We start from the raw sequence: 22437 nt of genomic DNA, 5'->3' as shown, positions 1-22437 counted from the left end.
TCATATTATACTAAACCCCATATTTCCCAAGCTTTTTTTGCCTGAAGTTCTAACATTTTAAAACCATTAAAAGTTCTTGCATTTTCTGCTTGTGCTTTTTTCATAAATGCAGTTTCTTCAGGGTTATAAGTTAAATCAATTGCAATGTGATATTTTGTAATTGCGGTATAATTTATATCAGGAAAGGTCTCAGTATTTGGAAACATCCCTAGTGGAGTAGCATTTACTATAATTTTATTTTCAATTATAATTTCATCTGTTAGTTGACTATATGTAATAGTATCGCGGTTTGTTTTATCTCTTGAGACTTTTAATGTTTTAATTCCTAATTGCTTTAAAGCATAATTGACTGCATCAGATGCTCCTCCTGTGCCAAGAATTAAAGCATTTTTTATATTGGAATTAAAATATTGTTTATAAGCTTCTGTAAAACCATACACGTCTGTATTATATCCAAATAATTCTAGCTTGTCATTTTGCCTGACAATTTTAACTGTATTAACAGCCTGAATTTCCTTTGTTACATTATCCAGATATGATAAATATGGTATAATTGATTTTTTATATGGTATAGTAATACTAAAACCTTTCAAATCATTATTATGCTTAAGATAATTATTAAAATCCTGAATCTTTTCTAACTCAATTAACTTAAACTCATGTGAATTACCAAATTGTTTTTGAAAAACAATAGCAGAATATGAATGAGAAAGCTTTTTTCCAATTAGTCCGTACATTTTTTTTTTCAAAGATAATTACAAAATCTTCTTTATGTAAAAAAATGTATCTTCACAGCTCAATTTATTATTATGAGCAAGAAAGAACTTTTTGAAAGAGTTATTGAATATTTTTCAAAGTCAATGCCTAAGCCGGAAACAGAATTACATTATAAAAATCCATTTCATTTATTAGTAGCTGTAATTTTATCGGCACAGTGCACAGATAAAAGAGTAAACATTATTACTCCTGCCCTTTTTAAACGATTCCCAAATCCTAAATCAATGGCAGATGCTAAGGAAGAAGAAATTTTTGAATTAATAAAAAGCTGTTCATACCCTAATAACAAAGCTCACAATTTACATGGAATGTCAAAAATGCTTTATCATGAGTTTAAAGGAATAATGCCTGATGATATTAATGAACTTCAAAAACTTCCAGGTGTTGGTCGTAAAACCGCAAATGTAGTAGCTGCTGTAATATTTAATAAGCCTGCTTTTGCTGTTGACACACATGTATTTCGTGTTGCGGCAAGAATTGGATTAAGTACAAATGCTAAAAATCCACTTCAGACAGAACAACAATTGATAAAATATTTTCCACCGGAGATTATTCCTGATGCGCATCACTGGCTTATTTTACACGGCAGATATGTTTGTAAAGCAAGAAAACCCTTGTGCGAAGAATGTGGAATTACTAATATTTGTAGCTGGTTTTCAACAAATGTACAAAATAACAACGAGTAATATAATTGTAATTAACATAATATAGATTGTTAGCAAAAGGGTTAAATATTTTTCAGAACAATTAATAAAATTATACTAAAAAATATAACTTAGAGCAAACATTTTTATCAAAATTGAAGTATTTATTTATCATATTTTCATTTATTTATGTCAGCTCTGTATTTTCTCAGGAAGTAGATACAAAAGATTTATTTGAAAAAGATGACTACTTAATCTGTCTAAAGAAAACTAAAGAACCTTTTACAGGAATCATGGTTGGGAAAAATTCTGAAGGAGTTATAGAATACAAAAAAACTATAATTGATGGTGTTGAAAATGGCAAAGCCTTGTTCTATGACAAGTCAGGTAATTTTGCAAGTGAGGGCCAATATTTAAATGGTTTGGAAACCGGTAAATGGAAATGGTACTATAAAAGTGGATTTAAAAAAGCTGAAGGATCTTTTATGGAAGGAACCGGTAGCGGTAAATGGATTTATTGGACAGAAACCGGAGTTTTGGAAAGAGAGGGAAACATTAATAATGGTAAGGAAAATGGATATTGGAAGTATTATAACGATAACGGAAGTAAAATTACTGAACGATATTATGACAACGGAGTAAAAGACAGTGTAGAGATATGGTATTTTGATAACGGACAAAAAATGAATGAAAGAAGATATGTATCAGGTATTGAAAATGGGAAATTTGAAGGATGGTATAAAAACGGGAAAAGAAAATTTGAAGGTTATTATGAAAATGGAAAAATTATAAAATATATTGAATGGGATGAGAATGGTAAAGCAATTAAAAATCAAAATGATGATTTAGAAAACAAAAAATAATAAACCTCGTAAAAAATATTTTATTAATTTCGTGATACAAAAAACAACAACAGTGAAACTATTACTAATCATACCCTTAGTGTTTATATCGTTTTATGCGGTATCTCAAAAAAATTCTGATGATAAAAAGAGAGCTGAAGCAATTTTTGCTATTTCAAAGTATATTACCTGGCCCAATGATGCAAATATAGACACTTTTAAAATAGCTGTATTAGATCCGAATTATTACCTCGAAACAGAGCTTAAAAAGTTTGCAGAAACCTCTCCTTTATTACATAAGAAACCTATTAAGGTTATAAGATTTTCAAATATTGAGGATATTAATAACTGTACCACTTTATTTGCCAATAATGATAATGGATTTGATATTGATAAAATTCTTAAAAAACTTTCTGGAAAACACACTCTTTTAGTTACTGAAAATTATCCCTTTCACAAATCGATGGTAAATTATATTTTGGTAAAAGGTGTAAGAAGATACGAGCTTAATGATTCAAAACTAAAAGAAGAAGGGTTTACTGCTAACGAATTATTTGTTGCAGGTGCAGTAAAATCTCAGGCAGATTGGGAATCTTTATATAAACAAACCGATGTACAGCTTCAAAAAGAAAAAGAAATTGTAGAAGCTCAAAGCATAGAAATTGAAAAACAAAAGAAAGAAATTGCAGAACAAACTGAGAAAATTGCCAAACAAAGAGAAGAGATTGCTTTGCAAATACAACAAATTGAAAAACAAAAAACAGAATTATTTAAAGTAATGTCACAGGTTGGTGCACAACAAAAATTACTAAAACTTAAAATAGAAGAGCTAAACACAAAAGAAAGAGAACTTATTTCAAAGAATGATGAGATAAGTAAAAAGTCAAAGGTTTTAGAAGAACAGCAGACATCTATAGCAGAACAGGAAAGTAAAATATCTGAACAGAAAAAAGTTCTTAACGAACAACTTGCAAAAATAGAAATGCAACAATTAATTCTTTATTTGTTCATTGCTATAATACTTTTAATTACCGTAATGGGATATTTTATTTTTAAAGCATATAAAGTTAAAAAACGTGCAAATAAGCTATTAAAAGAAAAGAATTTCGAGATAATGGAGCAAAACGAAGAAATTCGTCAGCAAAAAGAGGAAATTGAGGCACAACGCGATGAGATTGAGAAACAAAATGCAGAACTAGAAATTCAAAAGAAAACAGCAGAAGACCAGCGTGACGAAATTACTGAACAAAAAGAAGAAATAATGGCTAGTATTCATTATGCACGACGTATACAAACTGCAGTTCTGCCCCCATCAAAATTTATTTCAAAAATATTACCCGATCATTTCTTTATACTTAATAAACCTAGAGATATTGTTAGCGGCGACTACTACTGGATGGCACAAAAAGGTAATAAAACTATTATTGCAGCAGCAGATTGCACTGGACATGGTGTTCCCGGAGCATTTATGAGTTTGCTTGGAGTTTCATTTCTTAATGAGGTAATTAATAAAATGGATGAAATTTATGCTAACAATATACTCGATAAATTGAGGGAATCAGTTATAAATGCTTTAAATCAGGCAGGAACAGAAGGTATAACCAAAGATGGAATGGACTTAGCTTTATGTGTTTTAGATTTAAACACATACGAACTTCAGTTTGCAGGTGCTAATAATCCATTATACTTAATAAGAAATAAGGAGCTTATTGAAACAAAAGCCGATAAAATGCCTATCGGACTTTATGACGAGAATAAACCATTTACAAATAATCTTTTCCAGCTTCAGAAAGATGACGCATTCTATATTTTCTCTGATGGATATCCTGATCAGTTTGGTGGACCCTCAGGTAAAAAATTCATGTATAAAAAGATGAAAGAGTTACTTGTAAATATTCAGGATGAAAAAATGTCTGATCAACAAAAAATCCTCGAAAAAACAATCGAGGATTGGCAAGGCGACCTATTTCAGGTCGACGATATGCTTATAATTGGAGTAAAGGTTTAAGCTATTCGCAAACCCATTTTGTAGTTGTACTGCCATCATTTACAGGTTCCTGACTTTCTTTTTCATCTAAAGCAGTATCACAATATTCAGCATCAGAACCAGCTTGAACCTGAGAACCATCTGAATTATTTGTTGTAACAGTTTTACAGCTTTTACAGTCCTTTTGACAAGATGTAAATACAAATGTTCCTAAAAATAAAGCCAAAGTAAGTAAAGCAATCTTTTTCATATTCGTTTGTTTTTGTTTTTTACAAAATTAGTTTATTTTAAAAATAAAGTCAATGTTTTTTTATAAAATTTTTATTATTTACAAACCAAGCTGATGATATATAGCATTATAACCATCATTAATTAATAGGACAGGATTTTCCAGCAATTCTTTTATTTTCTTTAAAAATAAAACTGAATCTTTTCCATCAAGAACTCTGTGGTCGTATGACATTGCAATATACATCATAGGCCTGATTTCTACTTTACCATTTACCGCAATTGGTCTTTCAACAATATTATGCATTCCTAAAATTGCAGATTGCGGGGGATTTAAAATAGGTGTTGAAAGTAGCGAACCAAAAACACCACCGTTAGTAATAGTGAACGTCCCTCCTGCCATTTCTTCCAATGAAATCTTATGTTTCCTGGCTTTTTCTGCAAGATTGTAAATAGATAATTCAAGTTCAAAAATTGGTGAGGTGTCGGCATTTCTTAAAACAGGAACCATTAAACCTTTATCTGTTTGAACAGCTATTCCTAAATCTACAAAATTTGGATAAACAAATTCTTCATTTTCAATTCTGGAGTTAACATTAGGAAAAAGTTTTAAAGAAATTGCTGCAGCCTTTGCAAAAAAGGACATAAAGCCAATTTTTACACCATGTTTTTTATAAAACTCATCTTTGTATTTATTTCTTATACCAATAATTTCGCTTAAATCAACTTCATTAAAAGTTGTTAGCATTGCTGTTTGATTTTTTACAGAAACTAATCTCTCGCTTAACTTTTTTCTTAAAGATGACATTGCAATACGTTCTTCTGAGCGTGAAATTGTTTCTTTTTGTGCACTTTGTTTAGGCTTATTTGCTAAAACAATTTCAACATCTTTTGCAGTAATTTTTCTTAAACCCGATATAATGTCATCAATATTTAAATTATTTTCTTCCATTATTTTCTGAGCAAGTGGAGTAGTCTTAATTTCTGACACAGAATTTTTACTTACTTCAATAATATTACTTATTTCTACTTCCTTAACAACGTTCCCTGGTTTTGTTTCAGCAACCACACTATTTGTTACGGAGGTGTCTATTGTACAGGCTACTGCACCAACTGCAATATTGTTTCCTGCATCTACCATTATTTTAATTTGTCCTGATTCCGGTGCTATTAATGGAAGTGTAGCTTTATCTGATTCAAGTTCGGCTAACTCAGAATCTTTTGTTACGAAACTGCCTTCGGTAACCAGCCAGTTAGCAACTGTAACCTGTGATACAGATTCTCCGGGAGATGGAACTTTTACTTCGATTATCATTTTAAATTTATTAAATTTCAGTGCATTTCATACTACAATAAACTTCGCTGCTGTCGCATTTGCAACGTTTAAAAATTTTATCAAGAATTTTCTGTTGTCTTTGTTTGTGTACTTCTAACAAACCAGTAGCAGGGCTTCCACTCATAGGACGACAAACAACAAATAAATCAGGAATATCAAAATGAGTTTTAATAAATGGCCAGGCTCCCATATTTGCAGGCTCTTCCTGAACCCATAAAGTTCTTTTGAAGTTAGGATATTTTACTAAAACTTCTTTTAATTGATTTAATGGAAGTGGGTAATATTGTTCTAATCTAACAATTGCAGTTTGGGTATCATTTATCTTTTGTTTCTCGGCAAAAATTTCATAATAAATTTTGCCACTGCATATAACAACTTGAGTTATATTATTTTTTTCAACTGAAATATCATCAATTACTTCTTTAAATGATCCTTCAGAAAGTTCATCAATTGTTGAAATACATTGCGGATGACGTAATAAACTTTTCGGTGTAAAAACAATTAAAGGTTTACGGTATTCTGTATATACCTGGCGACGAAGTGCGTGAAATATGTTAGCAGGAGTTGTGCAATTTACTATTTGCATATTTAAATTTGCAGCAAGAACTAAAAATCTTTCAATTCTGGCACTTGAATGCTCAGGCCCCTGTCCTTCGTATCCATGTGGTAACAATAGAACCAAACCATTCATCAATCCCCATTTATCTTCTGCAGAACTAATATACTGATCAACTATTGCCTGTGCCACATTATGAAAATCGCCAAACTGAGCTTCCCATATAGTTAATCCTTCAGGTCTGCCAATTGCATATCCGTATTCAAATCCCATTACAGCATATTCAGAAAGTAATGAGTTATATATCTGAAATTCTTCTTGATCATCGCTTATATGCTTTAGTGGACACCATTTTTCATCAGTATCATCAACATGAAATGTAGAATGGCGATGACTGAATGTTCCTCTTTCTGAATCCTGTCCGCTTACTCTTACAGAATGTTTTTCTGAAACTAAACTTGCATAAGCTAATAGCTCTGCCATTGCCCAATCTAGTTTGTTTTCCGAGACTAATGCTTTTCTGTCGTTTACAATTTTCTCTATTTTAGTAAAGAACTTTTTATCGGAAGGCAAATAATTTATTTTATTGCAAAGATTTAAAAGTATTTCTTTGTTTACTCCTGTTTTTGGCGATGAAATAAAATCATTTTCATTGGCATATCTGAATGTGCTCCATTTTGATTGTAAGAAATGTCTTATTTCAACTTTTTCACTTTGTTTTGATTTTAAAAGTTCTGATTCAAGTTTGTCGTTAAATACTCTTTGTTTTTCTACAATTTCATCAAGAGTCATAACACCACTTTCCATCAAATGTTTTGAATAAATATCTCTTACATTTGGGTGAGCAGCTATTTCTTTATAAAGTATAGGTTGTGTAAAACGAGGTTCATCACCTTCATTGTGACCATATTTTCTATATCCTAATAAGTCAATAAAAACATCGGTATGAAATTTTTCGCGGTACTCTAATGCAAGATTAACTGTGTATAATACTGCTTCCACATCGTCGCCATTAACATGAAATACCGGTGCTAAAGTTACTTTTGCTATATCAGTGCAATATGTACTTGATCTGGCATCAAGATAATTTGTAGTAAAACCTACTTGATTATTTACTACAAAATGTAAAGTACCTCCGGTTTGATAACCCGGTAACTGAGACATCTGTATTGTTTCGTAAACAATTCCCTGAGCAGCAACAGCAGCATCTCCATGAATAACGACCGGACACACTTTGTTAAAATCGCCATTGTATTCGCAATCGATTCTCGTACGTGCAAGTCCCTGTGTTACAGGTCCAACAGTTTCTAAATGTGAAGGGTTTGGCAACATAGCAAGAAATACTTCCAATCCTTTCTGTGTTTTTATTTTTGTATCGTAACTAAGGTGATATTTTACATCTCCAAGTATATTTTCATCGTCATAAAACTTACCTGTATACTCTGAAAAAATACTTTCAAATGGTTTCTTGAAAATGTTTGTTAAAACGTTAAGTCTGCCTCTGTGAGAATTGCCAACAATAAATTCTTTTATTCCCATGTCGGCACCTTTTTCAACAGCATAACCAAGTGCAGGAATTAATGCTTCTACACCTTCTAATGAAAAACGTTTCTGACCAACAAATTTTTTATGTAAAAACTGTTCGAAACCAACAGATTTAACAAGAATCTTATAAATATCTTTTTTCTGCTCGTTTGAAAACTGAAAGGAATTTTTAGCTGACTCCATTTTCTTTGTAAGCCAATCAACAATTTCTGGCTTGCGGATATAAACAAACTCTGCACCTACCGACTGACAATAAGTTTGTTCTAAATGTTCAATTATTTTTCTTAATGTTGATGGTCCTATTCCAATTTCGTTTCCTGCCTGAAAAGTTTTATCAAGGTCTTTTTCAGTCAGCTTAAAGTTTATATAATCTAAAGTAGGAGAATATGTTCGTCTTGGATGAACAGGGTTAGTCTTTGTGAATAAATGACCACGTTTACGGTAACCATCAATTAAATTATAAACTTTAAATTCATCAGATAACATTTCTGCACCTGCAGAAGTTTGTTTGAAATTTGTTCTGGCAAATTCAAAGCCCTGAAAAAACTTTTTCCAGCTTTCATCTACACTTTCGGGGTTGCTTATATAATCCTTGTAAAGATCTTCTATATATTGAATATCACCAAGATAATCGAAATTATTCATTCTGGTTTTAATAATATTTAATGACAAAATTTATGATACGAAAGTAAACAATTATTATTATTTAGACAAATTATAAATACACTATTTAAACAACCTTTGATAAAAGAGTTAAGTCTTTAATTAAAATGTTTCGTTAGTTTTGTTATTAACATAAAATATATATTTATATATGAAGATATTATACTTTTCTTTGCTACTATTTTTAATTTCTGTATTTTCTTTTTCTCAGAATTATCTTACAGTTAAGCCAAATTCCAACTCATATTATTTTGGTCAGAATAACGAGACTGTTTTCCCTATAAGAATTGACAGCATTAAAACTCATGGTGATAGTACTGATTATTATTCATTCTGTATGATCAGGACTATTGAAAATTATAATTTTACAAAAAATGGAGCATCGTGGATTGGAAAAAAAATGACAGATTGTGGTAATGGGATTAATTTATTTTTCAATTATGAGAATGATACTATTCACATTAAAACTAATGCATTAATTAATGACAGTTGGAGGTTTTATACATATTCAAATGGTAGTTACATTAACGCAACTATTTCAAATCATAATTCAGAAGCTTTTCTTGGTTTAATTGATTCAATCAAAACAATTTCATTTCAGGTTAAAGATGCTGCCGGTAACAATATAACAGATAATATTAATAATTATCAGTTGAAGCTAAGTAAGAATTATGGATTTATTAAAATATTTAATTTTTACGATTTCCCCTTTAACCCTGGATCGGCAGATTTCTTTTATGTTTCAAGTCCAGTAATGGATTTAATAGGTTTATCGAACCCAACAATTGGATGGCAAAATTTTACATTATCTGATGTGTTTAGCATGAATACAAGCGATGAGATTCATCTATCGGTCAATTATTATGATGCTCTTAACGGTACAGGTACCATGAATAATTTTAACGAAAAGTATATTAACAAATATATTGGAAGAGTAGAAAATGCAAATCATGATACAGTAAAATTTACAATTGACAGATGTTTTTGGCGTATAGAAAAATACAATCAAAACATATTACAGATAATGACTTCTCGTGATACAGTTATAGAAAACTTCGCTTTAACAGGAGAATTTAACAAATTACCATTAGAACCCATTTTTGATGAAGGGTTTTACGGATATTATTATAAGCATGATAGTACCGGCTATCGTAGTACTCTGTTTTTTCAGGAAATTAATGATACTCTTTATCCCTTACAAATTGATGGATGGAATTATATTTATTATAAAAATAGCTTAGGTAAAACTTTTGCCAGCGATGGCTTTATGAATATTACTTATGGTAGTAATTATAGCTATTATTATGTACATGGGATTTCATGGGGTCAACCATACATTTGCGATTCTTTACTTGCCGACACAATATTAGGATTAAATATAATTAATTCATTTGTTGAAATTAAATTTTACCCAAACCCTGCGAGCAATTATATTGAAATTATAAAAAATAATAACAATTTACAAAACACAACAGTAGAAATCTTAGATATTCAAGGGAAAGTCATAAAAGCTGAAGACATAAACACAAATTTCGAAAATATCAATATTTCTGAGATACCAGCAGGAGTATATATTATAAGAATAACAAATCAAAAGATTTGCTCAAATCACAAACTAATAATAACAAGGTAGAATTTACTGATAAATAAGATGAGAGAAAGTACCTTCTGTTATATTTTTATTAGGTAATAAAAGATTTGTTGGATTTTTAGCTTTAAAAGAAAAAGTACCGCTTATTTTTTTTGTAGTTGTATCAACAGAAGATAATGTTACTGTGCCTTCATATGCTGTATATAAACTATCGGTAGTACCGGTACTATTTGTATATGTAGCAGAAAACTGAGTCTGTATAGGAATAGAAGTTGACAAGGTATATGTACCTGTTGAAATACCAAAAATAGTAATATTTAATACATCGCTCCCTTTTGTACCGTTTATTAAAAAATTATTTCCTTGTTTTGTTGTAACTCTGCTTAAAGCTGACCAGGAAACACCATTAACTTTACATTTCATTGAAGCTTCAAGGTTTACGATATCTGTAATTTTACTGTCTTTTTTACAGGCAAATGTGAAAGCAAGAACTGATATTATTGCAAAAAAAGTAATTTTTTTCATTGTTCTATATTTTAATTTTTTACAAAAATACAAGAAAATTAAATAGAGAACAAAAAATAAGCTTGGAAATGCTTATCTTTGCAGTGCTTATGGGGCTGAACTGGTTTTGACAGCAAGAGTGTGGAAATGTAAGCATGCCGAGACTTGGGAGTACCTCTCGTAAATCAGAATTCTCACGCCAATAACTGGCAACAATAATTTCGCTCTCGCAGCTTAATCGCTTAGCGATACAAGCTTAATTCTATTTGCAAGGCATTTAGAACGAGTGCTCCGCAGAAATTCCTCCCGGCTGTTTCTGTATATGGAGTATCGAATCGCATGGGATAGCAAAGGTAAGTTCCGAACCGGCGCGAAATAAAGGAACTAAGTTTAATATAGGCAGTACTTTGCTTTTATTATTCCGACAATCTAATAAGTAATAAGCATGTAGAAAGCATTTTGGTGCCTTGTTTGGACCCGGGTTCGACTCCCGGCAGCTCCACTGGGAATCCTTCAAAAAGTAACTAAAAGCCTCAAAAAGAAACATCTGAGGCTTTTTTTTTTCAAATCACATTAACAATGTTTAGTTATTAAGGAACTTTAATGGATAAAGCATTGTTAATCTTACACACTCTGCTTTCTAATGTTTTTCTGAGTAATATAAAGTAAAATACGTATGCTTACTATAATTTGCAATAATAACACTACTAAATTATGCATTACTACCAAAATGGATTTTTATACTCGGGAGCATTGTTATAAACCACAACAAATCTCATCCCTACAAAAGGAGAGCCTGAGAACTTTGTGTAATCCTTCAGCATATCATTAAACTCATCTTTACTTCGCCAGCCGACTCCAAAAACAATCTTTTTTCCGGATTGCCGTTCTAAAATCATTTCGCTTACATGCCCAATTGCAGTATAATCTTTCATCCTGGAAGGGTAAATTGTATCAAAAGGTTCGACAGAACGAACTTCAAAACCTTTATTCAAAATATTTATTACCTCGCTTTCGCTCATGCCATAACGATTTGTAGCATAAAACTCATCAACAGTACTTTCTATTTTATATTTTTTCTGCAACGACTTTATTCGCCTATCAAGTGATTTGTCGATATACCCTTCGTTAATATCAAAAATTGTAAGATACCCTCCATTATCTGGTAAAGAGGTATAGCCATATTCTGCCAGAAGCATCCATTCTGCATCATAAGGCAATCGCAACTTGAAATCTACAATACTCTTTTTTATTGTTTTAGCATACTTCTTTGTTTCCTGTTCAAACCATGAACAAAATAATTCAACTCCTTCCTGTGAAATGTTTACTACCGGAAAATCATTATATTCTTCTGCCTTAAAATAATCTACTGCCAGTTTAGAAAATTTATAATTATTCCAGATTTCAGGCTTTACTTTAGCTTTACTATAATCAGAAAATCGTCCTTGTATCAAAAGGTCTATCAAAAATGTTCTATATTCTAAGTTTGTAATAACACAATTGTGAATTGTAAATGCTGTAATACCAATCTCCTCCCCTTTGTAGTTAACGCTTCCATCATCGATGTACCTATATAATTTTTTATCTTTGTTAAGAAGTTTATCCATCATCATCTGCTTAATCTTCCAATAGCGCTGTATAAGCTTTGGATTAAGCACAAACAACTCCTGCCGGTTAGTATCAGCTATCTGCTTTTTCAAAGACAACTGGTTTGTATCATGTAAAGCAATGAATGATTTTATTTGATCATTAACTTCACGTGATATTTCAATATTTTTTTTCTTTTTATCTGTACTTTGTTGTGAATAGTAACCTAATCCTTCCAATTTTTCTATGTTAAAATCAGAATTACTTGCAATTTTTGTTATTTCTTCATTAATAAGATTTGTGTTTTTAGAAGTTTGAAAATCGAAGGCTGAATGGTAAACAAGATGAGCAATAAAACCAATAATTACTATTACTGAAATAAAAATAACACTATAAATCATTCCTGTTCCCATAGTACCCTTACCGGAAAAACGTTTCAATAGATTTTTTTCTTTTTCAGGATCTATCTTTACATTGTATTCCTGACTAAAAACAACCTTTGAAATATCATCATTGAAATTGCCTGCATTATCATTTAAAAATGTTTTGCGCAACAATTCGTTCAATTCGTCGTCATTAATATTATATTTCTCTTCTGTCACTTTGTGGTAGTACTAATTTATCATTTATGCTTTTCAGAATTTTTTGTTTATAGCGAAGATAATACACTTTCAATTGATCTGCCGGTCTTTTTATTATTACTGAAATCTCTTCATAAGAATAATTTTGTGCTCTCATCAGTAATAACACTCTCTGCCAATCTTCGAGTTTAGACAGCTCTTCATTCAATAATTTCATATTCGAGCTTTCATGTTCATCTTCATCATTAGTGCTATCAGAGTCATTCTCTACATATTCAACACCATCTTCAAATGCCACTGTTTCCAATCTTTTGTTTTTAGTATCGCGATAATGATTCCGCAAATAATTAATAAAGATTTTAAAGATGAAGCTTGCGAACTTTTCTTCTGATTCAAAAGTATACCTTTCATATGTTTCAATTGTTTTATCAATCGTTTTGTATACTATATCCCAAGCTTCATCTTCACTAATATTCCATTTTGTAATTGCATATCCATATAGCTTTCTACCGTATTTGTTATAGATATCGGTTTTAGAAAGACTATTTTTTTTTCCAAATTTCGGAAACTTCACTATAATGGATATTTTGTGTCACGAAGGTACGCAAAATATCCATTTTCTTAAAAATTAGGACATGAAATTGATCTGAATTTCTTTGCTTTATAACCTTTAATATGATAGCTTGTCTTTTCTCTGTCCATTGTTTTAAGGTCATCAATTATTTTTTCATAATCGGAAAAATCCTGGTAAAGACTTTTCAGGTAAACATTATCACCGATATTTTTAAAGTGATTTTCTAATATACCTTTTGCCTCGACAATTTTCTCCCTTGATTTTTTAAAGTCTCCGTTATTAGCTGATTGTACTGCATCTTCGTATATTTCTCCGGTAACCTGAAGTGCATATCCTTCACTCGCAGCCTTATTGTATCCTGAATTATACTGACCTGCGTTTCTTGAAACAGTAACTGCTGACTTTGTTGTAAAAATAACATCGTTCACATTATCATTGGCACTATTGCTATATGATAATTTACATTCAACATTTATGATAGAATCTATTTTATGCCTTGTTTTAAATTGGATTAGTATTGCTTTTTGTTCCTCAGAAAATATATCATTGAAACTTATTGTTAATATATTACCCTTTAACAGTCCGTTATATGCATATGTTTTATTGTATTCCAATATATCTTCAGGAAAAGAAATTTCGAGTTTTGTGTTCTGTGCAACTACCTTTGAAATCCCCTTCAATTCCATATTAAAAATATCAGGAAGCTTATCTACTGAATTTATGAAATAATACATACCACCACCCTGAATAGCAATTTTAGCCATCAAATCTTCATTATAGTCAAGACCTACTCCAAATGTAGAAATTGAAATACCATCATTCTCAAAAAAGCCACTGGTAATTTCCGCAAGTGCTCCAGACTCAGAAATTCCTACATTAGCTAATCCATCAGATAGTAACAATACTCTGTTTACCATTTCACCAACAACCAGTTTTTTTGCACCTTTTACCAAATCATACCCTTTTCTTATTCCACCTTCGAGATTTGTTGAAGAACCACTATTGATAGCACTCACTTTTTTTATTATGTTTTCTTTGTTTTCTAATCGTTGCGGCTCCATTAAAACTTCAACATTTGAATCATAAAATACAATAGAAAGAATATCCTCACTGGATAACTGGTTGATAACATAAATTACAGCTTTTTTTACATTTTCAAGTTTCTCTCCACTCATAGATCCGCTACGATCAAGCACCAATGATAAGTTTAATGGTACATGTTTAGAGTTTACGGTATTCTCCTTTTTTATTCCCTGTAGGTGTACATAATAATAAACATCATTGTTATTTTGATTTTCCATAATAAAATTATTTACCGGTTCTGCTCTTAAATATAGAGAACCGTTTGGTGTTAATGGTCCATGATGTTCCTGTGCATGGATAAATGATGTAAACATTATAACAATTAATAATGTTTGAGCTAAAAAAATTAGAGTTTTCATATTATTATTTTTTATTTAGTTTTTTTTCAATTTCTTCCTGTTTCTTTTTTAATTCTTCTTCTTTTTTCTTTAAGGTTGGATTATCATACGTTGTTCTGGTAATATGTATTGCAGTAACATCAAATGAAATGCTCATTCCTACCCCATACATAACATTTGAAATTAAAGGCTTCTGATCTCTTAAAAACCCAGTTCCCATTCCAAAATAAGGATTAACATTTAGTGAAAAGATGCTATGCCTACCTCCAAATTCCATGTTTAATGAGCAAATCAGAGATTGTTGAAAAATGGAAAAGTCTTTTGGGTATTTTTTAATGTAATTGCTTTCTGTTGCACCTCCATACTTTTGTATAGATTGTTTTGAAGATGCCAGAAATGAAGGGATATATGAAATACTTACCACAGGCATATTTCTTCTAACAAAACGCAACGATATTGGTATTGACCAGTAATTAAGAGTAGTATTAATTACCGCAACACCAAATTGATTAGATTCAGGAAATACTCCTTGTATTTCACGTTCGGCATTAACTGTGGTAAAACCAATCCCAAAATCCATGGGAGGATCGTTATTACTTCGAAGTAAAACTCCCTTATAATAACTAAACGAAGGATGGTTACGAATTAAAAGATTATTTTCATTGCTACCGGGTTGTTTTGAATTTACAACTCCAAATGAGCATCCAAAACCCAAATATTCCAATTGAGCCTTTGCTGTTTTCTGTATTGTTATAAATATTATAAAAATCAGAAATAAAATAAATGTGTTTTTCATAGTTCTCTTTTTCTATGATAACACGAACAGGTTACACTTATGTATAATATGCAGATAATTAGACTATTTATTAAGGCAGTATATGCAAATCTTCTACTCCACCTCATGGAACTTTTTTAGATTTTTAAAAGTTGTTCCATTTTTTATTTAAACTTTATGTAATGAAATAGGATTTCAAAAAAGACTAAAAATTGATGTGGGGAACTTACACAAATTGACGATGTTACATAAAATTTTATAAAGTTCATTTAATGCATTTATTAAAATCTAAAGTTTTAATATGAAATATAAGTAAAAATACCTGTTTTAATCAGGTAAATTTCCTGAGAATTTCAGGTTATTACGCTCTATTTTGAGGAGTGTTTTGAAAGTAATTTTACATATTACCTTAAAACACCAGAGCCATGAAATCGCTTACATTAATTTTTGCAGTAATATTAATAAGTTCAGGCTTATTTGCACAAAACGGATTAGACTATATGGGAATACCAACTGAACAAAATTCTCAATTAGTAAATGAATATATTCCTGTAAAAAACACAAATGCTGTAATAATACCTATTTTAAAACAATTTGCATCACCTACTTCAATGCCAACATCAATTACATATCACGATGGATTATTATGGGTAACCGGTTATAATGATTATGTTGTTTATAAGGTTTCTACAATAACAGGAAATGTTGTTGGTACATTCCCTGTTTCAATTCAAAAACCATATGGTATTACATTTAAAAATGACAATGTATTTATTTTAGATAACATATCTAAAAATATATTTGAATATACTGAAACAGGCACTTTATTAGATAGTTTTAACCTTTCAAATGTAGCAAGTCATGTATACCCTACCGGATTATGCTATACTGGAAATGAATTCTGGTATAATGACACTAAAGGTCCTAATCCTTCAGCAACAAACGACTCTACATATTCATTCTCTCAACAATTATTATTAAACAATTCATTTGAAGCAGCTGGCGCTTTCCCTACAGGTATAGCATTTGATGGAAATCATATATGGATAAATGATAATCCTAGTCAGGCCACAAATATGATGGATCCAATTACTCACTCTGTTCTAAAATCATTTAAAACTCCTGGAGGTGCATATCCAAATGGTATTGCATATGACGGTGAAGGCTTATGGATAATTAATAACTCATCTGATTCTATTTATTTTATGATTCCTGAAGGAATAACAAATATCAATTCAGAAAAACAATTAACCAATGGCATTAATATTTATTCATATGGAAGCCAGATTATTTTTAACTATAACGAAATCTGGAAGGGTAGCGATTTTGTTATTTACGATTTAACTTCAAAAGAAATATATAAAAATAAAATATCCGGCGATAATTCATTTATACTGAATCAACTTAATTTTAATGAAGGAATATACATTGTAAGTGTTATTAATAAAGAAAATATTTACTCTGAGAAAATACTTTTATCCCGTTAATTTTTTGTTTAGAAAAATAATAGTAAATTGGACTTATTTAATAGATAGAAATTATTAAATAAGTCAATTTAATTTAAAATGAATTCTAATTTAAATAAACCGGCTTCTATTTTAATAGTCGATGACATGCCTAAGAATATTCAGGTACTTGGGAATCTTCTTAGACAATCCAATTACAATGTAGAGTTTGCAACTAATGGTCCGGAAGCATTAGAATGGGTAAAGGTGAGTAAATTTGATCTTATTTTGCTCGATATAATGATGCCAGGTATGAATGGCATTGAAGTTTGTAAGATATTAAAAGATAATCCTGAAACTAAAGATATTCCCATAATTTTCATAACAGCTAAAAGTGATTCAAAAGACATAACACTGGGATTTAAAACCGGAGCTATTGATTATATAACAAAGCCATTTAATATTGATGAACTTTTGGCAAGAGTTTCTACTCATTTATTAATTCAATCACAAAACAAAGAGTTATTGTACCAAAACTCATTTAAAAATGTTCTAATGTCAGTTATTGCACACGATCTTAGAACTCCGTTATCAATTATTTCTAATATGATTAATGTTGCAACATTAAAAAAAGAACAACAAAAGTTTAATGAATTAGGGGAAATATTAGAAATATTAGATATCTCGATTAAAGAGTCTTTTTTAATAGTAAACGATCTGCTTGCCTGGGGAAAGGTTCAACTTGGTAAAATAAAAATTAATCAAACATCTTTCAATTTATTTGATTTGATAAAAGAAATAACATACGCTTTTTCCACTGTTACCGAAAAAAATAATATTAAAGTAAACTGTAATATCAATTCAGATATTATTATTGAAACTGATAAAGAATTATTAAAAATTGTTATCAGAAATATTTTTAATAATGCAATTAAATTTACACCAATAAATGGAGAAATAACAATAAATTATAACAATATTGACTCACATTTAATAAGCATTAAAGATACTGGCTCAGGAATAAATAAGGAAAAATTGCATAAATTATTCTCTGTTGATCCTGATAATTTCAAAAAAAATACATTTACAGAATCTGGAATGGGGTTGGGTTTATTTTTGATTAAAGACATTTTAGAATTTATTTCCGGAAAAATTATAGTAGAAAGTGAAGAAGGAAAAGGAAGTACATTTTCTGTAAGTCTTCCTAAATAGTTTCACATATTACTTTTTTTAATAAAATGTTATTTTTTAAGTAATGTATTAAACTGCTTAAGTAAATCAGGATATTTGCTTAATGTTAATTTCAATTTTTCAATATCAAAGTTAACAACACAATAAGATATTTCATTGCTAAAAGCAATAATAGCCTGAGATTTATACTTATTTCCAATCTTCATAATTATTTTTGCCAGTTCATCAGCCTTAGACATGGACAATCTGATTTGTAATTCCTCCCATAATGGCGAAACTGATTCTTCTAAAATCGAAATTATTTCCGGTAAAAAATTAACATCATTTTTACTAACTAATGAAAAAATATTTTTTTCAAATACGAGTTCATTATTATCTATAGTTTTAAAAGGCAGGAATTTAATCAGTTGGATATATATATCTTCCAGCATAAATGGCTTATTTAACTGTCCGTTAAATAATTGTATTCTTTTATCATCAGAGAATTTTTGATATGTTGATGATGCTGTCATTGAAACTACAGGAATATTATTTAACATTGGGTTTTTTCTTAATAATTCTAATGTTTCAAAACCATCCATATCGGGCATAAGAATATCTAAAATTATTAAGTCAATATTTTCTTTAGTAATAACTTCATTTGCATTTTGTCCACTTTTAGCTGTAATTATTTTAATGTTGGAAGATTTAAAAAAGCTCTTAAACATCAACAAAATCATAGGATCATTATCTATAACCAAAACTTTTGCAGGTTTAAATTTAATCTGATTAATGTTAATTATTTTAGAGGTTATTTCGGGTGCAGCTTGTTTTGAAATTTTTACTTCTTTAAAAACAATTGTAAAATTACTTCCATTATTTATTGAACTGGTTAAACTTATTTTTCCATTCATCAATTCAATAAGTCGTTTTGTAATTGCAAGTCCTAAACCAGTTCCACCATATTTTCTGGTATCCTGATCTTCCTGTTGTTGAAAATTATCAAATATTTTATCCAAATGTTCAGCAGGAATCCCAATACCAGAATCCTGAATAGATATGCTAATATCTACAATACTTGCATTTTTAAATTTATGACTTAATTTTATTTTAATAAAACCGGAATCGGTAAATTTAACGGCGTTTCCTATCAGGTTAATAAGTATCTGACGTAATCTTAATTCATCAAATTCCAATGAATCGGGAAAATCTTTTGGAAAATCATTTATTACATTAATTTGCTTTTCATTTGTTTTTAGTGTAAAAATCTGTTCAGTTTCATTAATTAATGATTTAATGTTAACAGGTTCGTTATGAATACGCATTTTACCTGCTTCAATTTTAGAAAGGTCAAGTATATCATTAATAAGATTAAGTAAAGTCTGACCCGATGTTTTTATTGAATCAACATATTCCTTTAAATCGGTTCTTTCCAACTGATTATGCAATAAACTTGAAAATCCTATAACAGCGTTCAATGGAGATCTGATCTCGTGACTCATATTTGCTAAAAAGATTCCTTTTGCACTATTTGCATTCTCGGCAAATTCTTTGGCTTTTTGCAATTCTTTAACAAAAGTTGCTCTTTCAGTAATATCTTTATAATTCCACACCCTACCAACTATACTACCTTCTATTAACTGTGGAACTGTAGTTCTTTCAATAATGCGACCGTCTTTAAGCTCAAATTGATATACATCTGAGAGTTCTTTAGCTTGATCAATTATTTTAATTCTTTCCCTACCCTTTTCAGGATTAATAGATTGGTTTATAATATATTCGATAATGACTTTCCAATCTAATGAATTTAAATTGTCTTCTTTTAGATTCCAGAATTCAACAAATCTTTTATTATACTTTGTTATAACATTATTTGAATTTACCACTACTATGCCTTCACTTGTTGATTCTATTGTTGAGTTAAGAACTGAAATTGTATTTTTAAGTTCAGAAGTCCTTTTTACAACAAGATGCTCAAGTTTTTCCTGGTAAATATTCAACTCATTCTCAATTTCTTTTTGTTTTGTTATATCCTCTTTAATAGCAATAAAATTGGATATACTTCCATCTGATTGTATAATTGGTGAGATAAAAGCAGATTCCCAGTATTTTGACCCATCCTTCTTTATATTTAAAAACTCACCCTTCCAATCCTTACCAGCATTAATTGTAGCCCATAAAAGTTTATAATCATTTTCTGATGTATGCCCTGACTTTAGAATTCTTGGATTTTTACCTATAGCTTCTGTATATGTATATCCTGTAATTTTAGTAAACTTAGGATTAACATATTCAATATCACCTTTTTTATTTGTAATTACTATTGAAGCAGGGTTTTGCTCTGCAACTTTTGACAGCTTAACCAGCTGCAATTCCTGAACTTTTCGGTCAGAAATATCTTTAACAAATCCTAATATAGTATCATTTGAAATTTTAACTGCACTTAACAAACCGTAGAACGCAGAACCATCTTTGCGTTTATATATAAATTCATTTGTATACTTACCATATTTATTAAGAGTTTCAAAAGCATGAATCCTAATTTCTTTATCCTTTTCAAAACTTAAATCCAATAAATGCAATTGTTTGAATTCTTCTTTAGAATAACCAAACATTTTACATCCTGCAGAATTTACTTCAGTAAATATTCCATCAGAATTAATAAGTAAAACACCATCAGGAGCATTCTCAATATAGCCTCTTAATCGCTCCTCGCTTTCTTTTAATTTTGTTTCTACTCCTTTTCTTTCATCAATATTTCTCGTAACTCCATGTATGCCAATAAGTACATTATTTTCGTCAAAAAATGGTGTAATAACTAATTCACCCCATTTAGTAGAACCATCTTTACATAAATATTCAAGTTCAAGACGATTAGCATAATTAACTAGTTTATCAGAATTATTATGGTAAAGCTGAATTTCACGTTGCATTGTATTCATACCATAAATGGCAGATTCTTTTGTAAATCTATCTGTAATGCTTTGTTTAAGGTATTCTTCCACTGTAAAGCCTGTAAACTTTTCTACAGATGGTGAAACATAGAGGCTTTTTCCGTTTAAATCCATTAACCAAACAACATCTGTAATTTTATCAGAAATGAGCTTATAAGTCTCATTACTTTTTCTTATTAATTCCTGCGAATATTTACGTTCTCTAATATCTCTTGTAATACCTAAAAAACCGATCATTTTTTTGTTATCATCCCTTAAAATTGAGGCTTTTGTTTCTGTCCAGATATAACTACCATCTTTACATATTAATTCGAGTTCAAATGTTCTGGTTCTAATTAATGGAGCGATACCAGACATTTCAAGTTTCATCTCCTCTTCAACTGCATTTCTTATAACATTTATCCCTTCAATTGTTAAGGTATTTAAAACAGATTTACCGATTAATTCATCCACCTCAAATCCTCTCAGATTTTTAATTGAAGGACTGATAAAACTATATTTCAGTTCGTTATCTAAAGTAAAAATCACATCAGCTGAATTATCAGAAACTAAACGATATTTTTCTTCACTTAATTTAAGTATTCTTTCGGTATTTTTATGGTTTTCAACTTCTTTCTCTAAATCTTCTAATAAGTTAAGAGTTGCTATTTTACTTTTTTTAAGCTCTGCAAATGATGTTTGTAATTCTATTTCAGCCCTTTTTCTAATTTCGATCTCTTTATTAAGAGCCTGATTGGCAATACTTAAAATTGTATTATTTTCTTTAAGCCTTTCTCTTGCATGTTTTAATTCTATATGTGTATTTACTCTGGATAGTAATTCATCACGGTTAAAGGGTTTTGTAATGTAATCTACACCTCCCAATTTTAACCCTTTTACTTTATCTGTAGGGGCATCGAGCGCACTTATAAATATGATAGGTACCTCATTAAATTTTATATCTGCTTTTAATATAGAGCAAACTTCATAACCACTAATATCTGGCAACAATATGTCTAATAGTATTAAATCAGGTATCTCAGCATTTACAGATGCTATAGCCTCTGCACCATTTAATGCAGAATTTATTTCATAATTTTCACTACGAAGAATTTCACCTAATAACTTCAAATTATGAAATACATCATCAACAATCAATATTTTTCCTTTAAAATTACCAGAATTTGAAGTCATATATATTATTTTCAAATATTTTAACAAAGTAAAGATAATAAAATAACGTTAGTTCGATATAAGAAAACGATGCTAATTTGCTGC

Annotated in this window: 16 protein-coding genes and 1 other RNA gene; 7 read left to right on the top strand and 10 right to left on the bottom strand. The window is 29.9% G+C overall.

What is annotated here, in order from left to right:
• Window positions 1-5: 5 nt before the first annotated feature.
• Window positions 6-737, bottom strand: a complete 732-nt coding sequence (gene aroE, locus HY951_12315) for a shikimate dehydrogenase (GenBank protein ID MBI5540838.1) — start codon at window positions 735-737, stop codon at window positions 6-8.
• Between the two features lie 72 nt (window positions 738-809).
• On the opposite strand from aroE, the gene nth reads away from it, so the two are divergent.
• From nth to HY951_12300, 3 genes are all read left to right on the top strand, one after another.
• Window positions 810-1463: an endonuclease III gene (nth, locus tag HY951_12310; protein ID MBI5540837.1), complete on the top strand. Its 654-nt coding sequence runs from the start codon at window positions 810-812 to the stop codon at window positions 1461-1463.
• 113 nt (window positions 1464-1576) lie between these two features.
• Window positions 1577-2284 carry a hypothetical protein gene (locus HY951_12305; protein MBI5540836.1) on the top strand — a complete coding sequence of 236 codons (708 nt, stop codon included), beginning with the start codon at window positions 1577-1579 and terminating at the stop codon, window positions 2282-2284.
• 52 nt (window positions 2285-2336) lie between these two features.
• Entirely contained in the window at window positions 2337-4271 is a 1935-nt protein-coding gene (locus HY951_12300) for a DUF4154 domain-containing protein (GenBank protein MBI5540835.1), read from the top strand.
• A 1-nt stretch (window position 4272) separates the two neighbouring features.
• On the opposite strand, the gene HY951_12295 is transcribed toward HY951_12300, so the two are convergent.
• The 3 genes from HY951_12295 to HY951_12285 all read right to left on the bottom strand — a co-directional run bounded on the left by HY951_12295 (window position 4273) and on the right by HY951_12285 (window position 8560).
• Complete coding sequence (locus HY951_12295) at window positions 4273-4500, bottom strand: hypothetical protein (protein MBI5540834.1); 228 nt, start codon at window positions 4498-4500, stop codon at window positions 4273-4275.
• Between the two features lie 78 nt (window positions 4501-4578).
• Entirely contained in the window at window positions 4579-5793 is a 1215-nt protein-coding gene (gene odhB / locus HY951_12290; protein ID MBI5540833.1) for a 2-oxoglutarate dehydrogenase complex dihydrolipoyllysine-residue succinyltransferase, read from the bottom strand.
• 10 nt (window positions 5794-5803) lie between these two features.
• Window positions 5804-8560: a 2-oxoglutarate dehydrogenase E1 component gene (locus tag HY951_12285; GenBank protein MBI5540832.1), complete on the bottom strand. Its 2757-nt coding sequence runs from the start codon at window positions 8558-8560 to the stop codon at window positions 5804-5806.
• A 169-nt stretch (window positions 8561-8729) separates the two neighbouring features.
• On the opposite strand from HY951_12285, the gene HY951_12280 reads away from it, so the two are divergent.
• Window positions 8730-10211: a T9SS type A sorting domain-containing protein gene (locus HY951_12280; GenBank protein ID MBI5540831.1), complete on the top strand. Its 1482-nt coding sequence runs from the start codon at window positions 8730-8732 to the stop codon at window positions 10209-10211.
• A gap of 3 nt (window positions 10212-10214) precedes the next feature.
• Here HY951_12280 and HY951_12275 read toward each other — a convergent pair whose 3' ends face one another.
• Window positions 10215-10694 carry a hypothetical protein gene (locus HY951_12275; GenBank protein MBI5540830.1) on the bottom strand — a complete coding sequence of 160 codons (480 nt, stop codon included), beginning with the start codon at window positions 10692-10694 and terminating at the stop codon, window positions 10215-10217.
• 91 nt (window positions 10695-10785) lie between these two features.
• Between HY951_12275 and ssrA the strand changes: the two genes are divergently transcribed.
• Window positions 10786-11178, top strand: a transfer-messenger RNA (tmRNA) gene (gene ssrA / locus HY951_12270).
• Window positions 11179-11395: 217 nt separating this feature from the next.
• Here ssrA and HY951_12265 read toward each other — a convergent pair.
• The 4 genes from HY951_12265 to HY951_12250 are packed head-to-tail and all read right to left on the bottom strand — an operon-like array spanning window position 11396 to window position 15632.
• Window positions 11396-12862, bottom strand: coding sequence for an SUMF1/EgtB/PvdO family nonheme iron enzyme (locus tag HY951_12265; GenBank protein MBI5540829.1), 1467 nt, complete (start codon window positions 12860-12862; stop codon window positions 11396-11398).
• Window positions 12843-13415, bottom strand: coding sequence for a sigma-70 family RNA polymerase sigma factor (locus HY951_12260; protein MBI5540828.1), 573 nt, complete (start codon window positions 13413-13415; stop codon window positions 12843-12845). Before HY951_12260 ends, HY951_12265 begins: the two co-directional genes overlap by 20 nt.
• 47 nt (window positions 13416-13462) lie before the next feature.
• Window positions 13463-14857, bottom strand: a complete 1395-nt coding sequence (locus tag HY951_12255) for a VWA domain-containing protein (protein MBI5540827.1) — start codon at window positions 14855-14857, stop codon at window positions 13463-13465.
• Window positions 14858-14861: 4 nt separating this feature from the next.
• Complete coding sequence (locus HY951_12250) at window positions 14862-15632, bottom strand: hypothetical protein (protein ID MBI5540826.1); 771 nt, start codon at window positions 15630-15632, stop codon at window positions 14862-14864.
• 404 nt (window positions 15633-16036) lie between these two features.
• Between HY951_12250 and HY951_12245 the strand changes: the two genes are divergently transcribed.
• Both HY951_12245 and HY951_12240 read left to right on the top strand, forming a co-directional pair.
• Window positions 16037-17098: a T9SS type A sorting domain-containing protein gene (locus tag HY951_12245; protein MBI5540825.1), complete on the top strand. Its 1062-nt coding sequence runs from the start codon at window positions 16037-16039 to the stop codon at window positions 17096-17098.
• Between the two features lie 78 nt (window positions 17099-17176).
• Window positions 17177-18268 (top strand): hybrid sensor histidine kinase/response regulator, encoded by a 1092-nt coding sequence (locus HY951_12240; GenBank protein ID MBI5540824.1) that lies wholly within the window; start codon window positions 17177-17179, stop codon window positions 18266-18268.
• Between the two features lie 29 nt (window positions 18269-18297).
• Here HY951_12240 and HY951_12235 read toward each other — a convergent pair whose 3' ends face one another.
• Window positions 18298-22353, bottom strand: coding sequence for a PAS domain S-box protein (locus HY951_12235; GenBank protein MBI5540823.1), 4056 nt, complete (start codon window positions 22351-22353; stop codon window positions 18298-18300).
• Window positions 22354-22437: the final 84 nt, after the last annotated feature.

Source organism: Bacteroidia bacterium, from assembly GCA_016218155.1.
Classification (GTDB): Bacteria; Bacteroidota; Bacteroidia; order Bacteroidales; family GWA2-32-17; genus GWA2-32-17.
The sequence above is the reverse complement of the archived record's forward strand: the minus strand, read 5'-3'. Positions and strand labels throughout refer to the sequence as shown.